The organism is Neobacillus niacini (assembly GCF_019749295.1).
GTDB lineage: Bacteria > Bacillota > Bacilli > Bacillales > Cytobacillaceae > Neobacillus > Neobacillus niacini_D.
Genome location: NZ_JACWFG010000001.1, coordinates 524,463 through 542,046, shown reverse-complemented (window position 1 = coordinate 542,046; position 17,584 = coordinate 524,463). Strand labels below are relative to the sequence as shown.

The following is a 17,584-nucleotide window of genomic DNA, read 5'->3' as shown; positions in this document are numbered from 1 at the left end:
TAGTTTAGAATAATTTTTCCACTGTATTTAGGTAAGTTTTAATTTCGAGAATTGTGTGAACAAGGTTTAAAGTTTCGACATAAAACATCAATCTTCGTAGATATATGCCTTGTTGGTATTTTTTCGGCCTCGTAAGTTAGTGGTATTATTTAAAAAATGTGGAAAAATGTCGATTTGGCTACGTTTACAAAAACCTTTTTTAAAACAATAATTTAAGTGTTTAAGAAACCTCCCAAGAGTATTTTAGTAGGTTAAAACCTACTAAAATACTCTTGGGAGGATAGTAAAAAGGAGGAGATTGTGTGGTTTATTCACAGAAGCCATGGTTAAAGTTTTATGATCCTAGAATTAATAAAGACGTATCGGTAGACTATGATTCATTATTCGATCTTCTGGAGCAGGCAGCCAATATTCACGGGGAAAACCCAGCTCTTACTTTTTATGAGAGGTCATGGAGTTACAAAGAAACAAGAGCTATTACTGAATGGCTTGCTGCTTCCTTGTACCGTACTGGCTTCCAAAAGGGAGATAGATTAGGAATAATGCTGCCTAACAGCCCTCATTATATTTTTAGTTTATTTGCAGTCTTCCGATTAGGAGGTATTGCAGTTCAAGTTAATCCAATGTATGTCGAAAGAGAAATTGAATATGCTTTAAATGATTCAGAAGCAAAATATATGGTTGTATTTGAGGCGTTCTATCACAAGGTCAAAGAAGTTCAGCCAAGAACATCTTTGCAAAAAATTATTGTAGTTGGGTTTGGCGGTACCAGGGTTGACCTTGCTGAAGATGATATTTACTTTGATGACTTCCTTACACATGATAATGTGATTCCTGATATTCCTATTAACATAGAAGAAGATGTTGCTATTTTACAATACACTGGAGGAACAACTGGTGTTTCAAAAGGTGTAATGCTTACACATCAGAACCTGCTGGCAAATATAATTCAAGTTTGTGATTTTACCTATAATGCAGTTGATGAAAAACCAGAAAATTTTAAAATTATCAGTGTTCTCCCGATGTTTCATGTGTATGGTTTGTCATGCAATGCACTTTCGGCAATCCGAATTGGGTGTAATCAACTAATTCTCCCTCGTTTTGATGTGAATGAATTACTTGAGCTGATTAATAGAGAGAAGCCATTCCAGTTGACCGCAGTTCCTACAATGATATTTGCATTAAATAGTCATCCACAATTGGAACAAAGCGCAATTAAGGATATCTTCTACTTTAGCAGCGGGGGTGCCCCGCTTCCTGTAGAACAGGTGAAATCCTTTGAAAATCGTGTAGGTATAAGACTTGCAGATGGCTATGGGCTTTCGGAAACAGCGCCTTCAGCTATTTCTACACCGCCATTCCTTCCGCGTAAATTGGGAAGTGTAGGAATACCTATCCCAGGAACGGAAGCGAGAATTGTTAAGGTAACAGAAGAGGGGTACGAAAATGTCCCAGTTGGTGAAGCAGGGGAATTGATACTTCGTGGTCCGCAGGTTATGAAAGGCTACTGGAAGCGTCCTAGTGACACACAATTAGTAATTAGAGACGGCTGGCTTTTTACAGGCGATATCGCCAAAATGGATGAGGATGGTTATTTCTATATATTAGATCGCAAAAAGGACATGATTATCGCGAGTGGATACAATGTATACCCACGCGAAATCGAGGAAATTATTTACCAGCATGAAGCCGTTGAAGAGGCCATTGTAGTTGGGAAACCTGACTCCTATAGAGGAGAAACAGTCAAGGCATTCGTAAAATTAAAAGCAGGATCAAGTGTTTCATCAGAGCAATTGATAGAATTTGCTAAACAATATTTAGCCCCTTATAAAGTACCAAAAGAGATCGAGTTTTTATCTGAGCTTCCTAAATCATCAGTAGGTAAACTGTTAAGGAGAATGCTTCGTCAAGAAGAAAGTGAAAAGGTTCATTCTTAAAAAGCTATAAAAGCTAATAACTCACAATACTAACAACGCAGACTGCATCAAGACACCTCAAAAGAACACATCACGATAGTTTACCTTAAAAAATATGCACCTTATTTATAGTTTCCGACCTATAGGATTAATAAAAGGAGGAAAGAATACAATGGCTGAAAAAAAAGAAAGCAATGTTAAAAAAGAAGAATCTCCAAAAAACACTAAAAGGAGACGAAACACTGTTGATAATCCTGAATTAGAAAATAAAGTGGAAGAACAGAAATTGTCAGCGCTGCATGAATCCCTCGATGGGGAGAAAGCCAAAACTGCTGATCGTGTTGAAGGTATCGGTATAGAAAATGATCAAGAACAGTTTTCGTCCTTGGATATTATTTGGAATCACGCTTTTCGTGAGTTAGACCAATGGGTGAAGCACGCTGATTTTCGCGACGACGTGTTTTTAAAGCAAGCAATGTATTTTGCAGACAGTATAAAACGAAATCAGGAAACCATTAAATCTGCCAGAGAACAGTTCAGTAAAGAGTTTACTAGTTGGGAAAGAACTGCCCGAGAAGAATTATTAATGTCCACTACTGCGCTGCAGCACATTTTCCCAAAGAAATCTTATGAGGAAATTAATCAGCAGATAGACCAAATTCAAACTAGAACAGCAGCGATTCTAAGAACACCGATACAAATGGCTGTAAGTACTCAATTGATGGAACAATACCTTCAAATGATAGACCAATATATTGCACTTAGAAAGAATGGAAGGACGCAATATGTAAAAACATTAAAACAAGCTGCAAGCCTAATCTATGAGAGTCAAAAAGGTTTGGTTAATCTATTTACCGGACAATTTAAAGCCTTTATGTTCCCATTAAATAAATACATGGAAAAGACAGAAGAAACGACAAAATCATGAGAATGAGGATGATGAACGATGGAAAAAGAAAAGATGTATGATCCATACGAAGGCTTTAAACAAATTAGTGAAATGTGGGAAAGACAAATAAATGGTCTACTCTTTATGGCAGCGGACAATAATGAATTTGTTCGTTTAGCCAGTTCAGGGTTGGGGATTCACTCTCGCTACATGGAGCTTCTACGAAAAAACCAGGAGCTTATGGCAGGTTTCATGAATATTCCTACAAAGAAAGACGTTGCAAATGTTGCGAATCTATCAATTCAAGCAGAAGGAAAAATTGATATTTTAGAAGAACAGATTTGGAATCTTCAAGACAGCATTGGTTCATTAAATAAGGAAAATCTTGAATTATTTCAAGAAATGGTGAGAATGATTAAACAAATGCAGGCGGAATTCCAAAAAAACATCCATGAAGCAGCCGAATTAAAGAGAATGTATAATGACTTACATGAAATCAGAAAAGACCTCGTTGACATAAAAATTATTCAGGTAAATCTTCGAGATGTAAGGGAAGAGATTGAGGAGATAAAGGATCTTCAAAAGAAACTAGTTGGAGTGAACAGTCTTAATGAACAAGCAAACATTCACGGCGGTTTGCAGGAAGTTAAACATGAACTAGATCAATTAGCTGAAATAAAAAGTGAATTAGCTTTATTGAGGGGGATTTTGGTAAAAGAAAGTCCAAAAGGAAAGGTAAAAGAAAAGGAATTGGTAACAACAAAATAATCAAGCGGGGGAATAATGATGAGTATGCAAGGAAGTATTAAGGACTTCATTCCACTCCTTGATCTTGGTAAAGAGACAAAACGGTGGGAACAGGTATTAAGAATATTAAAAGAACCGAAGCCAGATATTATTCCTACTCAAAGAGAGGTTGTATGGAAAAAAAATAAGTCAACTCTGTGGTTTCATCCTGCAAAAGAAAAAAAATATAAAGTACCATTGTTTTTTGTTTATTCACTCCTAAACAAGTCTTACATTCTTGATATTGGTGAAGGCAGCAGCGTAATAGGCGGTCTAACAGAAATGGGCTATGACGTTTATCTTCTTGATTGGGGTTCCCCGGGCTATGAAGATAGCAATATTACTCTAGATAATTATATTTTAGATTATTTAAAAGCAGCGGTAAAGAGGGCAATTCGTCATTCAGGGGTAAATGAAATTACAGTTGTTGGATATTGTTTAGGTGGAACTATTTCAGCCATTCTTGCTGCCATTACAGACCTGCCAATAAAAAATCTTGTCCTTGCCACAATTCCAATTGATTTTAGTATGGGTATTGTTCCTTCAAAATGGCTGGAGGGACTGCAGAACGGCCAATTAAATATTGAGCGCTTTGCAGATGCCTATGGAGTAATTCCAGAAGATATTATGTATGCGATGTTTAGAGGACTTTCTCCAATATATATTAGTCCGATGGTTAACCTAATTACCCGCGCCTATGATACGGATTATGTAGAGAAGTGGCGACGAATGGACAAATGGACAAAAGACTCAGCCTCTTTTTCGGGTGCAGCCTTCAAACAGTTATTTAATGATCTTTATAAAGATAATAAGCTGTTAAAAGGAGAATTAGTAATTGGTGGTAAGCGAGTTGATTTGAGTAATATTAATTGTCCGTTATTTGTCGTATCCACTTCAAGGGATACACTTGTTTTGGAGCCGCAAAGCCTGCCAATTATGGATCTTGTTTCGAGCATGGATAAGACCTATCAAGTAGTAGAAGCTGGTCACGTCTCGCTCGCATTGACAGGTACTTTTTCTATTATTGCAGATAAATGGCTTTCAGCAAGATCTGAAGAAATCCAACCAATATTCTCATAATTTGTAAGACAATAAATATAAGCGGGAAGGACCGTAATCTTTCCCGCTCATATCAATTAAGCAGCAGCCTTTTGCCGGTTTAAGAACTTTCTTAGCAGTAGATTAAACCGGTTGGCTGCTTCTAATTTTGCTAAATGACCTGAGTTTCTCATAATGATAAATTCAGAATGAGGTATCAATTTGTGCATACAGTATTGTATCCATACAGGTAAAACCGAGTCATACTGGCATCCAATGATTAGTGTTGGAACCTTGATTGTTGGTAATAAAGAAATATTATTTACCTGAAAACAAGCTTTAAGAGATTTTAAAAAGATATCGCGCTTAGGCTGGAAATATCGTTTGAAATGATTCATGTTTTCCTCAGACCAAGAATAAAGACTCATATGAGCAGCTGTTTCTTTAACTGCGTCATCTGTTGCTGCAATACCTAACCTTAGCTTCTTGAATTTAAATAGCGGTTTTCTGAGTTTTTTTGGAAAAAAGTGGAATGTGCTGATCAACATGAGAGATCGGACTAGGTGGGGAGCTTGACGGTAAATTTCCTGAGCGACAGCGCCGCCCATGGACAAACCTAAAATGTGAGCGTTTTCAATTTTTAACTCATTTAATAAAGCAACAACATCTGAAGCGAAATTTTGAATAGATATCCCTTCCGTTTTGGTGCATTCACCATGCCCGCGTAAATCAGGAATAATTAGCTCATATTGTTCAGCTAATTCAAATTGTGACTGCCAACCTTCTTTCACTTCACCTAAACCATGGATTAGAACTAAGTGTTCACCATTGCCAAAATGTAAATAAGGCACCCCTAACATACTTACTTTCGATTTTACCAATTTGACACCACCTTCAATTTTTATTAATTTTATTACCAAGTTACGAAAATTGTAAACGTGATGTTACACCATATAATAACATTTATTTGTCAAGTTGACAAAATATTACCCATAGGTGTAAAATACATATAGGTGAGGTGATATTGAAATGGTAAATCAAGACAGTCAATCTGTCAATCCTTCAAAAAATTTTGTTCTGCCATTTATTCTATTGCTTCTTAGCAGGATGTCTCTTCACGGCTATGAGCTAAGTCAAAAATTGCAAACATTTGGTTTCAAAACAATTGATCAAGGTAATCTCTACAGAATGTTAAGACAGCTAGAAAAGGAAGAGCTAGTATCATCAGAGTGGGATACAAATGGCAGTGGTCCTGCTAAAAGAAGATATTCCATTACAAAGGCTGGTATTACATACTTAAATGGCTATGCCAATCAACTAGAATCGTACCAATCGATGCTAGACCAATTCTTTAAAATGTATTCAAGTTTTCTTGAGCTCTATATTCCTTCATTTCAAAAGAGGGATCAAATAGAGAAAGACAATAGTAAAAAGAGGAGGAAGGACGATGGCACAGAAAAAGAGTGAACCAGTTCTAGCTGTTGAAGAAAAAATGATTCCTGCAGCAGAAGAACCTAAAAATGAAGGACTATTTGTAGATACACTGTGGAATCAGTATGAGCAATCACTGGAGCGTACTAGACATTTGCGTGAAAGCCGTGAAGATGCTTATATGAACGCTCTAAGAGAAGTTCTTAAGTTTAACAAGCAATATAGAAAATCATTAGGTAACCTCTTTGAGCAAACTAAAAAAACAAACAAAGAAGTTATTTCTGGACTTATGCAGCAAATGAATGCACGCAGAGAAGAATTATTGAAAAACGAAGAGAGTGTAGAAGCAGAAATGATGAGTGAAAGGGAGGAGCTTAAACAGCAGCTTGAAAAAGTTACCAACCAATTAGAAAACCTTGCTATCACTCCTATCAAATCTGTATTTCAAATTATTGATCAGTTAGAGGATAATTTTGAAAAGAGTACAGAAGCCAACATTGCTTATGGCCGTGAACGCCGAAATGCTTGGCAGCAAGTTACGAATGAGTATGTTAAAATGGCTAGAAGTACACATATTGAAATTGTTAATCGTGGAAAAAATAGTGTAAAAGAACTTTTGAGAACAAATTAATTTAAGATATTGCTGAGAATTATCTAACATAAGCAGACCTAAATTACGGTCTGCTTTTTTGTGTTTGTGAATGAACAATGAGAGTATTTCTTGAAATATAAATTTAATATTACTATTATTGATTTAACAAGAATTCATGATATACTTCTAGTTGCAGTTGAATAGGATAAAAATGGGTATAAAGGATGAATTTTGGTAATTTAATAAAGTATAGATAGCTAGTTTACATATAACAAATTGTGTTGCTTTATGCGATGAAGGAAAGCAGGGGAATAGAATTGAAAAAGAAGATAATAGCTTTTTGTTCAATAATCACGTTTGGAAGTCCAACTGTGTTACTTCAAGTAGAAGCAGAGGAAAATGATAAACAACTAGTAGAAACAACGGAAAATGAAAGTCCACAAGTAGAAACTGAGGAAAATAAAAACCAGCAAGTAATAGATGAACAGCGTTCTAGAATCCAATTAGAAATATTAAAGGGAAATGAAGAGCTAAACCAGGTAAAAGATGAAATTAAAAAAATAAATGATCAAATCATCCGTGTCGAGCAAGCTATAAATGATAATAATAAAATTATTCTCGAAACAGAGAATAAAATAAATGCTTCCCAAGTTGAAATACAGAACCTAGAGTCAGAGATTAAAACACTAAACGAAAAAGTTAATAAGCGTAATGAGATATTAAAAAAGCGTGCTCTTACCTTTCAGGAAACAGGAGGAAAGGTTAGTTACATTGATGTTTTACTTGGTGCCTCAAGTTTTAAGGACTTTGTAGGACGTGTTGGTGCTGTAGCCTCATTTGTTGATGCAGACCAAACCCTAATAAAACAACATGAGGATGACAAGCTGGATGTTAAAAAGAAGCAAGATCAAGTTCAGGATAAATTATCAGAGCTTCAGAGTATGAAAGTAGAATTAGAAGGAATGCAGGCGCAAATACTCGAACAAAAGCAACAAAATGAATTGTTAAAATCAGAATTAAAGAAAAAAGAGCAAGTCAAACTAGCTGAACAAGCCGGGTTAATGCAGCAGGATTCCGCGCTTACTGCGATGTATACATTACCCGATATTGACCCTAATCAAATCTTGAGCGATTCATTAATTTCGAACGAAACTGTTCAAGAGCTAATTTCCGAAGGACTTAAGTATGTAGGGAATTCAGTCTATGTATTCGGCGGAGGGCGAAATGATTACGATGTTGCTAATGGCAGGTTTGACTGTTCTGCTTTTGTTAGTTGGGCATTTGCTCAGGTAGATATTAAGATTGGTGCTAGTACAGAGATCTTGAAAAATACAGGAACACCCGTCACTGTTGAAGTAATGCAGCCAGGGGACCTCGTATTTTTTGATACGTATAAAAAAGATGGGCATGTTGGGATTTATCTCGGTGCTGGCAAGTTCTTAGGATCGCAAAGTTCTACTGGCGTTGCCATTGCAGATATGACTAGCGGTTATTGGTTAGAAAAATTTAATGGCCGGGTAAATCGCATCATATTACCATAAGCAGCGGGGCTAGCGCAGCCTCGCTGTTATCTATGTTAAAAAGTATTTGCTAAAAACAATGGATATTGAGTACAATTAAAAAGTTATGCACTATCCTTGTCATTACTAAAGAAGATATAGTTAGGAGTAGTTTTGTAAATGGAGTTTTTATTGATAATTAAAGCAATTATTTTAGGGCTAGTAGAGGGTCTAACAGAATTTGCCCCCGTATCATCAACCGGTCATATGATTATAGTAGATGATATGTGGCTTCAATCAGAAAAGTTTTTGGGAAAGTATGGCGCAAATACATTTAAAGTAGTGATTCAATTAGGTTCAATATTAGCAGTTGTTGTGACCTTCAAAGATAGGTTTATTGATCTTTTAGGAATGGGACGAATAAAAAATAAACTATCTGGACAAAGTGGCGGTCGTTTAAAGTTAACTCAAGTAATTGTTGGATTAATTCCTGCTGGAATTTTTGGGGTATTACTAGAGGACTATATAGATGAATATTTATTTTCGACTGAAACGGTTTTAATCGGTTTAGTGATTGGTGCTATTTTTATGATTATTGCTGATCGCTTTGGTCCAAAAACACCAAAGATTCAAACGGTTGACCAAATTACGTATAAACAAGCCCTAACGATTGGTCTCATTCAATGTTTATCATTGTGGCCAGGTTTCTCTCGTTCCGGCTCGACTATTTCAGGCGGCGTTCTATTAGGATTGAGTCATAGAGCGGCAGCAGACTTTACTTTTATAATGGCAGTACCTATTATGGCGGGTGCCAGCTTTCTATCTTTACTTAAAAATTGGCAGTATATGACGGTGGATGCCCTGCCATTTTTTATTGCTGGGTTTATTAGTGCCTTTGTTTTTGCATTAATTTCTATTCGCTTTTTCTTGAAGCTTATTGATAAAATTAAGCTCGTTCCATTTGCTATATACCGAATCCTATTAGCGTTTATTATATTCCTTGTGTATTTTTAAACAAATGTATTAACCAACAACAAAAAGTTGTTGGTCAGATTGTCGAGAAAGGTATCTTTCTCGGCAATTTTTATTTTCTTCCTGCCCAATGGCCTGTTGATTTCCGCTCCAGGTGCTTCGCTTTCCGCGGGCGTGCCGGGGAGCCTCCTCGGCGCTTAAGCGCCTGCGGGGTCTCCCCAGCCCCGGACTCCCGCAGGAGTCTTCGCACCTTCCGCTCCAATCAACAGGGGGAATGAACTAAGAGATTGCCACACACTTTTTCAAACCTGGCTAAGTGTGTGGCAACCTTTTTCATGTTTTGACATGCTGCTGTAAGTAACACTTGCTCACTCGCATTTCACAATCCCCGTAACCTACAATAGCGAAGCCCATGTAGTTCTTTAGAATCTGCGAAGCTTCGCTCTACTTTTTCTTTTCTAAATTTATATAGTATTTTACCTGACTTTGAAAGTCTGTTAAGTCGAACCTTTTCCTTATGTTCCTCCCAAACATGTCTGGTAACTACTTTTGTTTTATTTTGAGATTTTGTACACTCCGGCAGGAGTGGGCAGTTAGTACACTTTTTAGGAACTGACTTATATTCTCGATAACCTTCTCTTGTAGTTGTTCGATATTGTAACTCCTGACCATTTGGACAAACATACAAATCTCTTTCTTTATCATATGTAAACTTCCATTTAGGAAATAACCCTTTTGTTCATTGATATCTTCTGTGGGCGATAACTCCAAAAATATTGTGGTCATTAAGTCCCTTACAAATCGGATTTGTCAGGTAACCTGAATCAAGTGCGACAGCTTCTACTTTAAATCCAAAACGTTCGACCTGACGGTCTAACCGAGAAAGATAGGGGACAGAATCATGAACATTTCCTGGTGGAACGTACGCAAACGTTATGATGTTGAACTTCATGTCGGTAGTCCGATGATCAAGATAACAGAACATTTCCTGTTTATTCTCTCGTGACATAAAACCGCATTCAGAATCAGTTGTGCTGAGACGTATTTCCTTTTTCTCGGTCACCTCCTCCTTTTCCTTTAAAGGCTTTTTTCCATGATCTCTCCTGTCCTCCTCAATAGCTTTGTTTAATTCTCCTACGTATTCGCGTGTTTCAACTTCCACTCTAGAGAATTTATGTTTGTTTGCATTCGCTTTAAGGTGTGTTGAATCGGAAAATAAAACTCTACCACCTACCATCTTGTGGTTAATTGCTTTGAATACAATCTCATCAAAAATCTCCTGAAATATATTTGTATCCTTAAAACGGGTTCGCCGATTCCAACTAATGGTGGAATGATGGGGAACTGGATCGTTTAGCTTTAATCCTAAGAACCATCGATAGGCCACATCGTCTGAATTTCACGCTCTAATTGTCGTTCAGAACGAATGCCATAAAAATATCCGATAAACATCATCTTAAAGAGCTGTATAGGGTCCGAAGGTCGCCCGTTATTTTGAGAGTAAAAAGGAAGGACCTTCTCACCAATAAAAGAAAAGTCGATATATTTGTCCACCTTTCTTAACAGGTGATCTTGAGGCACTAAATCATCAATAAATACAAATTCCGCTTCATTTTGTATCTCTTTTTTTGGCTTAAACATTTAATCCACAGTCCTATTAATATTAATAATATTATACAAAATTAACGCGGTGAATTAGTAAAGTAATTGAAAAATAAAGACTCTTTTCTAAAAGATTGGTGCCATTATCAATGTTGATAGTAAAGAGTGGATTGGAGCGAAAGGTGCTTGACTCCTGCGGGATGTAGAGGAAAAGTCGAGACCCCACAGACGCGCAGCGTCGAGGAGGCTCGACTTCCTCCCCGCGGAAAGCAAGCACCTGTAGCGGAAAGGAACGGCCCATTTGTATACAAAAAACAACATTCTATAAAAATGTGCCAAAATAAAAGACTGTCGAGAGTTCTCGACAGCCTGACCAACAACAAAAAGTTGTTGGTTTTTTGTGGATAAAAACGGGTACAAGGATATGGTTTTTCTAAACACTTGTCCATTATTTTTTTTACAGGCAACTGTCACACTTTTAATTTATTAGTCAAATAACTGTATGTACATAATGAACTAGCCTGCACCAACTACCAGAAAAAGAATATTTTATTGTAACAGGTAAACTATCACAAAAAAGGTGATGAAAATCTTTGGTGGGTGCAAAAAAATGAATTCAATCGTTTTTTTAGGGACCAACAAATCAGGATCAAGTTATGAAGGAATAAGAGCAGCAAAAAGGCTCGGTTACGAGACCATCCTTTTTACAAATCGCACCATTTTTGTAGAGGAAAAGGAGGATTATACAGAAATAGATGAGGTAGTACTAATTAATATGTTAGACACAGACGAAATATTGTTAACGATTAATGACCTGCTTGTTGAAGGGAAAAAGGTTGACTGTTTTATTAGCTTTTTAGATGAATATATTTATTTAGCTGCCTTGCTATCGAATGTTCTTTGCAATACGCCTCTTACGTATGAACCCTTGAAAATTATGACCGATAAAATCCAAACTAGAAGGTTCTTATCTGGAAAGCATTATTCTCCTTATTATAGGGTTCTAAGCTCCCCTGATACCCTTGAACAGGATATAAATGAGTTAAATGATAAATTTCCTTTAATTATCAAATCACCACAATCAAATGGCTCAAAGGATGTCATCCTAGTCAAGAATATTTTGGAATGCAGGAAGGGTGTAAAACAACTTCAACGAAAGAATCCTGAATTTCCTATATTAGTAGAAGAATATTTAGAAGGTCCACAATATTTGGTTGAAGTGGTTGTCTATGATTCAACCATCACCATTGCTGCACTTGTTGAACAGGAAGTAACAAAGGGCGAACGTTTTATTATCACTGGTTATTCTATCTGTCCTGATTTGGCCGCAGAACAACTGCCAGGCCTAAAAGAAACAGTCTTTGCAATTATTGAGGATTTTGAGTTAAGAAATGGTACTTGCCATTTAGAGATAAAATTAACGAATAATGGTTGGAAGTTAATTGAGATTAATCCGAGGATGGCTGGTGGTGCAATGAATCGGATGATTGAAGAGGCGTTTGGTTATAGTCTTGCAGAACAGACAATTAGGTTGTTCGCAGGGATGCAGCCTGAATTAATAAAAAAAAGGGATACCGCTATTTATACACATTATTTAATTGTTAAATCTGTTGGGATATTACTTAAAGTTTCCGGTTGTGATACGGCCAAAGAACAAGCAGGAATCATAGAGGTGTATACGAAGGCAGAAAATGGTCAACTTCTCACCCCGCCTCGCTCAATGGGACAGCGGTATGGATATGTAATAGCAGCAGCCGATTCAATACATCAGGCTAAAAAGTGCGCCATAAACGGTGCACAACACATTCAATTTTACTTGCAGCCAGTTTAATAAAATTGAAAGGAGGATTGGATTATGGGGGAAAATCAAAAGAATACATGTGTTTGTCAGGAACTTCAACAACTTTTGGAAGAACAGAGGAGATTATCCTTTGAAGATTTTCGTTTTATAAATGATGAATTTGGATATAACACGATTCCATTTATACTCTCTACGAGAGAATGTCAATTTGAGGCTTGGGGTTGGACAAATAATGGGGACTTCTTTACAACAAATGTATTTAGATTAGAAGCATTAGATGAAAAGAGATGCTGCGCTACACTATCTCTTCTTGAGCCAATAGATATAGATGGCTGCCCAGTAGATCTTTGCGAAAATTTCTTTTCGTTAAGAACTACAATGAATTGTATTATTGTAGACCTCACCTGCTTTACTTCAATACAGGCTCTATCACCAAGATTAGTAAATCGTATACTGCCGATTATAGATCCAAAGTGTTAAAGCCCAATTAGATTATTGGGCTTATTCTTTTTTTGGAAAAGTGGGTTATTTGGATATGTAACTATCGCACATTTTTAACCCTATGAATAGGATATATGGAATTAAAAAAGGAGGTAATGTAAATGTCTGGTTCACATGGCGGGTATGGCGGCGGCTTTGCCCTTCTAGTTGTATTATTCATTTTGTTAATTATTATCGGGGCTTCTTGGGGCCGAGGATACTATTAAATTAAAGAGGGGGTTATAAATATGCCATATGGATATGGTTACGGTGGCGGCTTTGGTTATGGAGGCTGTGGTACTGGATTTGGCGGCGGCTTTGCTTTAATCGTAGTTTTATTTATCCTATTAATCATCGTTGGTGCAGCTTGCTTTAGATAAAACGAAAAGCGGAAGCGCCTTGATCAGGGAAAATGAAGTTGTTCCTAGGCGCTGCAGCAGACAAAAATAACAAGCCCTCTTGACTAGTCAAGAGGGTTTGTTATTTTTGAATGTTTCCACTTTTTAAATTCATCAATCTCAGCTGATAATTTTTTTAGCGTAAAGGTGATAACTGCTGCATCATCGAGGATGCCTAAGCCCACCAAAAAATCAGGGACAACGTCTAATGGAGAAACGAAATATAAGATTGCACCAATAATAGTCAAGATAGTAGCAGGTGCGACGTTTCGATATTCGCCTTTTGAATATGCTTGAACTAAATCAAAAAATAGTTGCAGCTTTTCCCATGCGTCACCTAAAGTTCCTTTATTATTCCTCGCCTTTAAGATTGCCTTCTTCAATAAGCCTTCGGTCTTTTTAGGATTATCAATGAACCTCTTTGCGTTTTCCTGGTACTTTTTTGCTTCAAAATCTATTTTTGAGTCCATCATTTTACCATACACTTCCTTTACGTAGAATACATAAAGTTATTGTGCCTCAGTAACATGCATTTCATTTATGTGCAAAACATCATCACTTATTACTGGAGTCTTTCCCCATACAATATCTTCTACTTCAAAGCCTTCAAGAGTTTCCTTTTTTAACAAGCTATCGACTAAATGTTGATACTGCTGCTGATGACTCTTAATGAGATTCTCTGCTTTTTCTATCCCTTTTTCAAACAGTCCTTGCATCTTTACTTCCTTGTCCTGTTTGTTAAAAGTTAGGGTAAAACCGCCTTGGATCATACCAGTATCTACCATTTGTTCAATAATTTGCTTTGCTTGCTTAACGTCACCGCTGACCCCTATACTATGTTCACCAAGAAGCATTCTTTCGGCAACGCCGCCAGCTAATACCATTGCAATTCGATCCAGCAAATCGCTTGTTGTTGATAAATGCAGCTCCTTAGGAATTGGTGCCACATAACCGAGTGCTTCGCCGCGAGGGATAATGGTAGCTTTTCTTACAGAACCTGGCTTGGTTAATGAAGCAACAATGGCATGACCTGCTTCATGAATAGCCACCCGGCGTTTCGTGTCGATATCTTGTAAAGAACGAGAAGTACTGCCTAATATAGTTCGGTCAAGAGCATAGTCTAGGTCAGCTTTTGTTAATACTTCCTGCCCGTTACGTACAGCCATTCTGCTTGCTGTTTCAAATAGCGACTGCAGCTCTGCACCGGAAAAGCCAGACGTACTTTCGGCTAATTCATCTAAAGAGGCTAGAACCTCAGCACTTAGTGCTTTTCCTTTTGTATGAATATCAATAATTTCTCTTCTTCCTTTTGTATCAGGAAGCGGAACTTGGAAAGTGAAGTCAATTCTCCCTGGTCTTAAGAAAGCTTCATCCAGCATATCTTTTCTATTCGTGGCGGCAATAAATAATATTCCATCATTTGATTGCCCCCCATCAAGCTGGACAAGGAGTTCTGTTAGAGTTTTTTCTGCCTCTTCACCGCCATGGGCTTTTCTTCTGCCTGCTAGTGCGTCTACTTCGTCAATGAAGATTACAGCCGGGCCTTGTTTTCTTGCATTCTGAAATAAAGAGCGTACCCTGCTGGCGCCGACGCCAACGAATAACTCATTAAAAGCAGACCCGCTGGCTGAAAAGAAAGCTGCATTTAATTCATGAGCAATCGCTTGTGCTAATAACGTTTTACCTGTTCCTGGCGGTCCATATAATAAGATACCTTTTGGAGGTTTTATCCCCATTTTAATGGCTCTCTCAGGTTCTTTTAGTGATGAAAGTGTTTGGAGGATTTCTTCCTTCATTTCTTCACCAATTCCGCCAACATCTTCTAAACTAATATCAGGAAGAGGGCGTGCTTGAGAAACACTGCTTTTCATCGAGTTTGAAAGCCCAAGACCACCTTTAGTTTTTTGAAGTACCAAAGCAGTTGAAACGAGGGCAAGTAGTATACCTGCCATGATCCACTTTCCATAGGTGCTGCTATTTGAAAATGAGTAAGTTATATTATATTTTTCAACTAGTTTGTCCACCATTTGGCTGTTTGGAGGAACATGAGATACGTATTTATGATTACCCGCTTCAAGAAGAAGGCTGCCGTCTGAATGCTCGGTTAGTGCAACAGTTTTCCCATTCTGGTTTTGAATGGTCCTTTCTACAGAAGAAAAAGGAATTTCTATTTTTTTATTCGTTGTTTGGATAAACCAAGTAATACCTGCTGTCAATATTAGTAACGCTGCGATGAGCGGAATGATCTTTGAAACTAGTTTTTTACTTTGATTCAATTATAGTCATCTCCTTAAACAGAGTCTTATTCTATTATAAAAGGAAAATAACATAAGTGGGTGTGGGAATAGGTGGAAATGAATTTCCAATTGGATTATATTAAAGGATTGCAAATTTTACCGCAAGACTATAAGATTAAGGGTACGTGAAAAATTTTTTGATTGTTAAAAGAGAGGAATTTGAAATGGGTAAGAATTTTAAAGAAGAAGTACTATCGCGCAGGACCTTTGCGATTATTTCTCACCCGGATGCCGGGAAAACAACACTTACAGAAAAATTATTATTGTTCGGCGGAGCTATACGTGACGCTGGAACGGTAAAAGCAAAAAAAACAGGTAAGTTTGCAACAAGTGACTGGATGGAGATTGAAAAGCAACGGGGAATTTCTGTTACATCCAGCGTTATGCAATTTGACTATAATGATTTTCGTGTCAACATTTTGGATACACCTGGACACCAGGACTTTAGTGAAGATACCTATCGTACCTTAATGGCTGTAGACAGTGCTGTTATGATCATTGATTCTGCAAAAGGGATTGAAGAACAGACATTAAAGTTATTTAAGGTCTGCCGTATGCGTGGAATTCCTATCTTTACTTTTATCAATAAGCTGGACCGTCAAGGGAAAGCACCATTAGAGCTTCTTGCTGAACTAGAAGAGGTTCTTGGTATTGAATCATATCCAATGAACTGGCCAATTGGAATGGGAAAAGAGTTTCTTGGGATTTACGACCGATATTACAATCGAATTGAACAATTTAGAGTAAACGACGAAGATCGTTTTATTTCTTTAAATGGTGAAGGAGAAATAGAAGGTGACCATCCATTAAAGGCTTCTGGACTGTATGACCAAACGCTCGAAGAGATTATGCTGCTTAACGAAGCGGGTAATGATTTCTCTGCTGAAAAAGTAGCGGATGGCAAGATTACCCCAGTTTTCTTTGGCAGTGCATTAACCACTTTTGGGGTCCAAACATTCCTAGAGACGTACCTGCAATTTGCTCCAGCACCAATGGCTCGTAATTCTTCGGTGGGTGAAATTGATCCGCTTGGAGACCAGTTTTCAGGCTTTGTTTTTAAAATTCAAGCTAATATGAACCCTGCACATCGTGACAGGATAGCTTTTGTTCGAATTTGTTCTGGTAAATTTGAACGCGGAATGACGGTAAACATCCCGCGTTTAAGTAAACAAATAAAACTTTCTCAATCCACTTCTTTTATGGCTGAGGAAAGAAACACGGTTGATGAGGCAGTCAGCGGAGACATCATCGGACTTTATGATACTGGTACCTATCAAATCGGTGACACCATAACCTCAGGTAAAGAGAGCTTTCAATTTGAAAGACTACCGCAATTTACACCTGAGCTTTTCGTCAGGGTATCTGCTAAGAATGTCATGAAACAAAAATCCTTTTATAAAGGAATACAGCAGCTTGTTCAGGAAGGTGCGATTCAGCTCTATAAAACGGTCAAAACGGATGATTATTTGTTAGGGGCTGTTGGCCAGCTGCAATTCGAGGTTTTTGAACATAGGATGAGAAATGAATATAATGCTGAGGTATTAATGGAACGCATAGGATCTAAAATAGGTAGATGGGTTGAAGGAGAAGTCGTTGATGAAAATCTCTCGAGCTCGAGAAGCATGCTCGTAAAAGATCGTTTTGATCGTTATGTCTTCTTATTTGAAAATGATTTTGCTCTTCGCTGGTTCCAAGAAAAAAATCCAGGTGTGAAGTTATATAACCCTATGGATCAGGAGTAATAAAGTTTTGACGGGATTATTCCCGTCATTTTTTTTGGGTGTTAAAATACAGAAAATTCAGATTAATAACTTGACTAACATTTCGCGAACGGCATACAATTAGTACAAATGTCTACTTTACATTTTTTGGGAGGGATATTA

16 protein-coding genes and 1 pseudogene are annotated in these 17,584 nt (G+C 37.3%); 13 read left to right on the top strand and 4 right to left on the bottom strand.

All coding sequences use genetic code 11. The annotated features are described in order from the left end of the window. The first annotated feature begins 302 nt into the window (after nucleotides 1-302). From H0184_RS02555 to H0184_RS02540, 4 genes are all read left to right on the top strand, one after another. The gene (locus tag H0184_RS02555; protein WP_221820561.1) at nucleotides 303-1,937 is read left to right on the top strand and encodes a long-chain-fatty-acid--CoA ligase; all 1,635 of its coding nucleotides are present in this window, start codon (nucleotides 303-305) and stop codon (nucleotides 1,935-1,937) included. A 151-nt stretch (nucleotides 1,938-2,088) separates the two neighbouring features. Next, on the top strand, nucleotides 2,089-2,844 hold the full coding sequence (locus H0184_RS02550) for a hypothetical protein (protein ID WP_221820559.1): 756 nt from the start codon (nucleotides 2,089-2,091) through the stop codon (nucleotides 2,842-2,844). A gap of 18 nt (nucleotides 2,845-2,862) precedes the next feature. After that, on the top strand, nucleotides 2,863-3,573 hold the full coding sequence (locus H0184_RS02545; RefSeq protein ID WP_221820557.1) for a polyhydroxyalkanoate biosynthesis repressor PhaR: 711 nt from the start codon (nucleotides 2,863-2,865) through the stop codon (nucleotides 3,571-3,573). 15 nt (nucleotides 3,574-3,588) lie between these two features. After that, nucleotides 3,589-4,671 carry an alpha/beta fold hydrolase gene (locus H0184_RS02540; RefSeq protein ID WP_260631382.1) on the top strand — a complete coding sequence of 361 codons (1,083 nt, stop codon included), beginning with the start codon at nucleotides 3,589-3,591 and terminating at the stop codon, nucleotides 4,669-4,671. Between the two features lie 56 nt (nucleotides 4,672-4,727). Here H0184_RS02540 and H0184_RS02535 read toward each other — a convergent pair whose 3' ends face one another. Further along, complete coding sequence (locus tag H0184_RS02535; RefSeq protein ID WP_221820555.1) at nucleotides 4,728-5,510, bottom strand: alpha/beta fold hydrolase; 783 nt, start codon at nucleotides 5,508-5,510, stop codon at nucleotides 4,728-4,730. Nucleotides 5,511-5,658: 148 nt separating this feature from the next. Between H0184_RS02535 and phaQ the strand changes: the two genes are divergently transcribed. The 4 genes from phaQ (at nucleotide 5,659) to H0184_RS02515 (ending at nucleotide 9,165) form a co-directional block, all read left to right on the top strand. Further along, complete coding sequence (phaQ, locus tag H0184_RS02530) at nucleotides 5,659-6,096, top strand: poly-beta-hydroxybutyrate-responsive repressor (RefSeq protein WP_221820553.1); 438 nt, start codon at nucleotides 5,659-5,661, stop codon at nucleotides 6,094-6,096. Continuing rightward, nucleotides 6,077-6,691: a hypothetical protein gene (locus H0184_RS02525; RefSeq protein WP_221820552.1), complete on the top strand. Its 615-nt coding sequence runs from the start codon at nucleotides 6,077-6,079 to the stop codon at nucleotides 6,689-6,691. The genes phaQ and H0184_RS02525 overlap by 20 nt, the downstream gene beginning before the upstream one ends. Nucleotides 6,692-6,969: 278 nt before the next feature. Next, entirely contained in the window at nucleotides 6,970-8,193 is a 1,224-nt protein-coding gene (locus H0184_RS02520; protein ID WP_221820549.1) for a coiled-coil domain-containing protein, read from the top strand. Between the two features lie 138 nt (nucleotides 8,194-8,331). Continuing rightward, complete coding sequence (locus H0184_RS02515; RefSeq protein ID WP_221820547.1) at nucleotides 8,332-9,165, top strand: undecaprenyl-diphosphate phosphatase; 834 nt, start codon at nucleotides 8,332-8,334, stop codon at nucleotides 9,163-9,165. Nucleotides 9,166-9,385: 220 nt separating this feature from the next. Here the strand turns inward: H0184_RS02515 and H0184_RS02510 are convergent. Further along, nucleotides 9,386-10,764: pseudogene (locus H0184_RS02510) on the bottom strand (IS1182 family transposase). A gap of 571 nt (nucleotides 10,765-11,335) precedes the next feature. Here H0184_RS02510 and H0184_RS02505 point away from each other — a divergent pair. The 4 genes from H0184_RS02505 (at nucleotide 11,336) to H0184_RS02490 (ending at nucleotide 13,386) form a co-directional block, all read left to right on the top strand. Then, nucleotides 11,336-12,556, top strand: a complete 1,221-nt coding sequence (locus H0184_RS02505; protein WP_221820545.1) for an ATP-grasp domain-containing protein — start codon at nucleotides 11,336-11,338, stop codon at nucleotides 12,554-12,556. A gap of 24 nt (nucleotides 12,557-12,580) precedes the next feature. Continuing rightward, entirely contained in the window at nucleotides 12,581-13,006 is a 426-nt protein-coding gene (locus H0184_RS02500) for a CotY/CotZ family spore coat protein (protein ID WP_221820543.1), read from the top strand. 122 nt (nucleotides 13,007-13,128) lie between these two features. Continuing rightward, nucleotides 13,129-13,233, top strand: a complete 105-nt coding sequence (locus H0184_RS02495) for a YjcZ family sporulation protein (RefSeq protein ID WP_221820541.1) — start codon at nucleotides 13,129-13,131, stop codon at nucleotides 13,231-13,233. A gap of 21 nt (nucleotides 13,234-13,254) precedes the next feature. Continuing rightward, a complete protein-coding gene (locus tag H0184_RS02490; RefSeq protein ID WP_221820539.1) occupies nucleotides 13,255-13,386 on the top strand; it encodes a YjcZ family sporulation protein in 132 nt (43 codons plus the stop codon). An 83-nt stretch (nucleotides 13,387-13,469) separates the two neighbouring features. Here H0184_RS02490 and H0184_RS02485 read toward each other — a convergent pair whose 3' ends face one another. Both H0184_RS02485 and H0184_RS02480 read right to left on the bottom strand, forming a co-directional pair. Beyond that, on the bottom strand, nucleotides 13,470-13,877 hold the full coding sequence (locus tag H0184_RS02485; protein ID WP_221820537.1) for a YkvA family protein: 408 nt from the start codon (nucleotides 13,875-13,877) through the stop codon (nucleotides 13,470-13,472). A 36-nt stretch (nucleotides 13,878-13,913) separates the two neighbouring features. Continuing rightward, nucleotides 13,914-15,680, bottom strand: a complete 1,767-nt coding sequence (locus H0184_RS02480) for an AAA family ATPase (protein ID WP_221820534.1) — start codon at nucleotides 15,678-15,680, stop codon at nucleotides 13,914-13,916. A 185-nt stretch (nucleotides 15,681-15,865) separates the two neighbouring features. Between H0184_RS02480 and H0184_RS02475 the strand changes: the two genes are divergently transcribed. Next, nucleotides 15,866-17,443 (top strand): peptide chain release factor 3, encoded by a 1,578-nt coding sequence (locus tag H0184_RS02475; RefSeq protein ID WP_221820531.1) that lies wholly within the window; start codon nucleotides 15,866-15,868, stop codon nucleotides 17,441-17,443. Nucleotides 17,444-17,584: the final 141 nt, after the last annotated feature.

Bases quoted from the DNA above. Each gene is read 5' to 3' on its own strand.
- H0184_RS02550 (WP_221820559.1), top strand. From the start codon at position 2,089: ATGGCTGAAAAAAAAGAAAGCAATGTTAAAAAAGAAGAATCTCCAAAA.
- H0184_RS02545 (WP_221820557.1), top strand. From the start codon at position 2,863: ATGGAAAAAGAAAAGATGTATGATCCATACGAAGGCTTTAAACAAATT.
- H0184_RS02540 (WP_260631382.1), top strand. From the start codon at position 3,589: ATGATGAGTATGCAAGGAAGTATTAAGGACTTCATTCCACTCCTTGAT.
- phaQ (WP_221820553.1), top strand. From the start codon at position 5,659: ATGGTAAATCAAGACAGTCAATCTGTCAATCCTTCAAAAAATTTTGTT.
- H0184_RS02525 (WP_221820552.1), top strand. From the start codon at position 6,077: ATGGCACAGAAAAAGAGTGAACCAGTTCTAGCTGTTGAAGAAAAAATG.
- H0184_RS02515 (WP_221820547.1), top strand. From the start codon at position 8,332: ATGGAGTTTTTATTGATAATTAAAGCAATTATTTTAGGGCTAGTAGAG.
- H0184_RS02505 (WP_221820545.1), top strand. From the start codon at position 11,336: ATGAATTCAATCGTTTTTTTAGGGACCAACAAATCAGGATCAAGTTAT.
- H0184_RS02500 (WP_221820543.1), top strand. From the start codon at position 12,581: ATGGGGGAAAATCAAAAGAATACATGTGTTTGTCAGGAACTTCAACAA.
- H0184_RS02495 (WP_221820541.1), top strand. From the start codon at position 13,129: ATGTCTGGTTCACATGGCGGGTATGGCGGCGGCTTTGCCCTTCTAGTT.
- H0184_RS02490 (WP_221820539.1), top strand. From the start codon at position 13,255: ATGCCATATGGATATGGTTACGGTGGCGGCTTTGGTTATGGAGGCTGT.
- H0184_RS02485 (WP_221820537.1), bottom strand. From the start codon at position 13,877: ATGATGGACTCAAAAATAGATTTTGAAGCAAAAAAGTACCAGGAAAAC.
- H0184_RS02475 (WP_221820531.1), top strand. From the start codon at position 15,866: ATGGGTAAGAATTTTAAAGAAGAAGTACTATCGCGCAGGACCTTTGCG.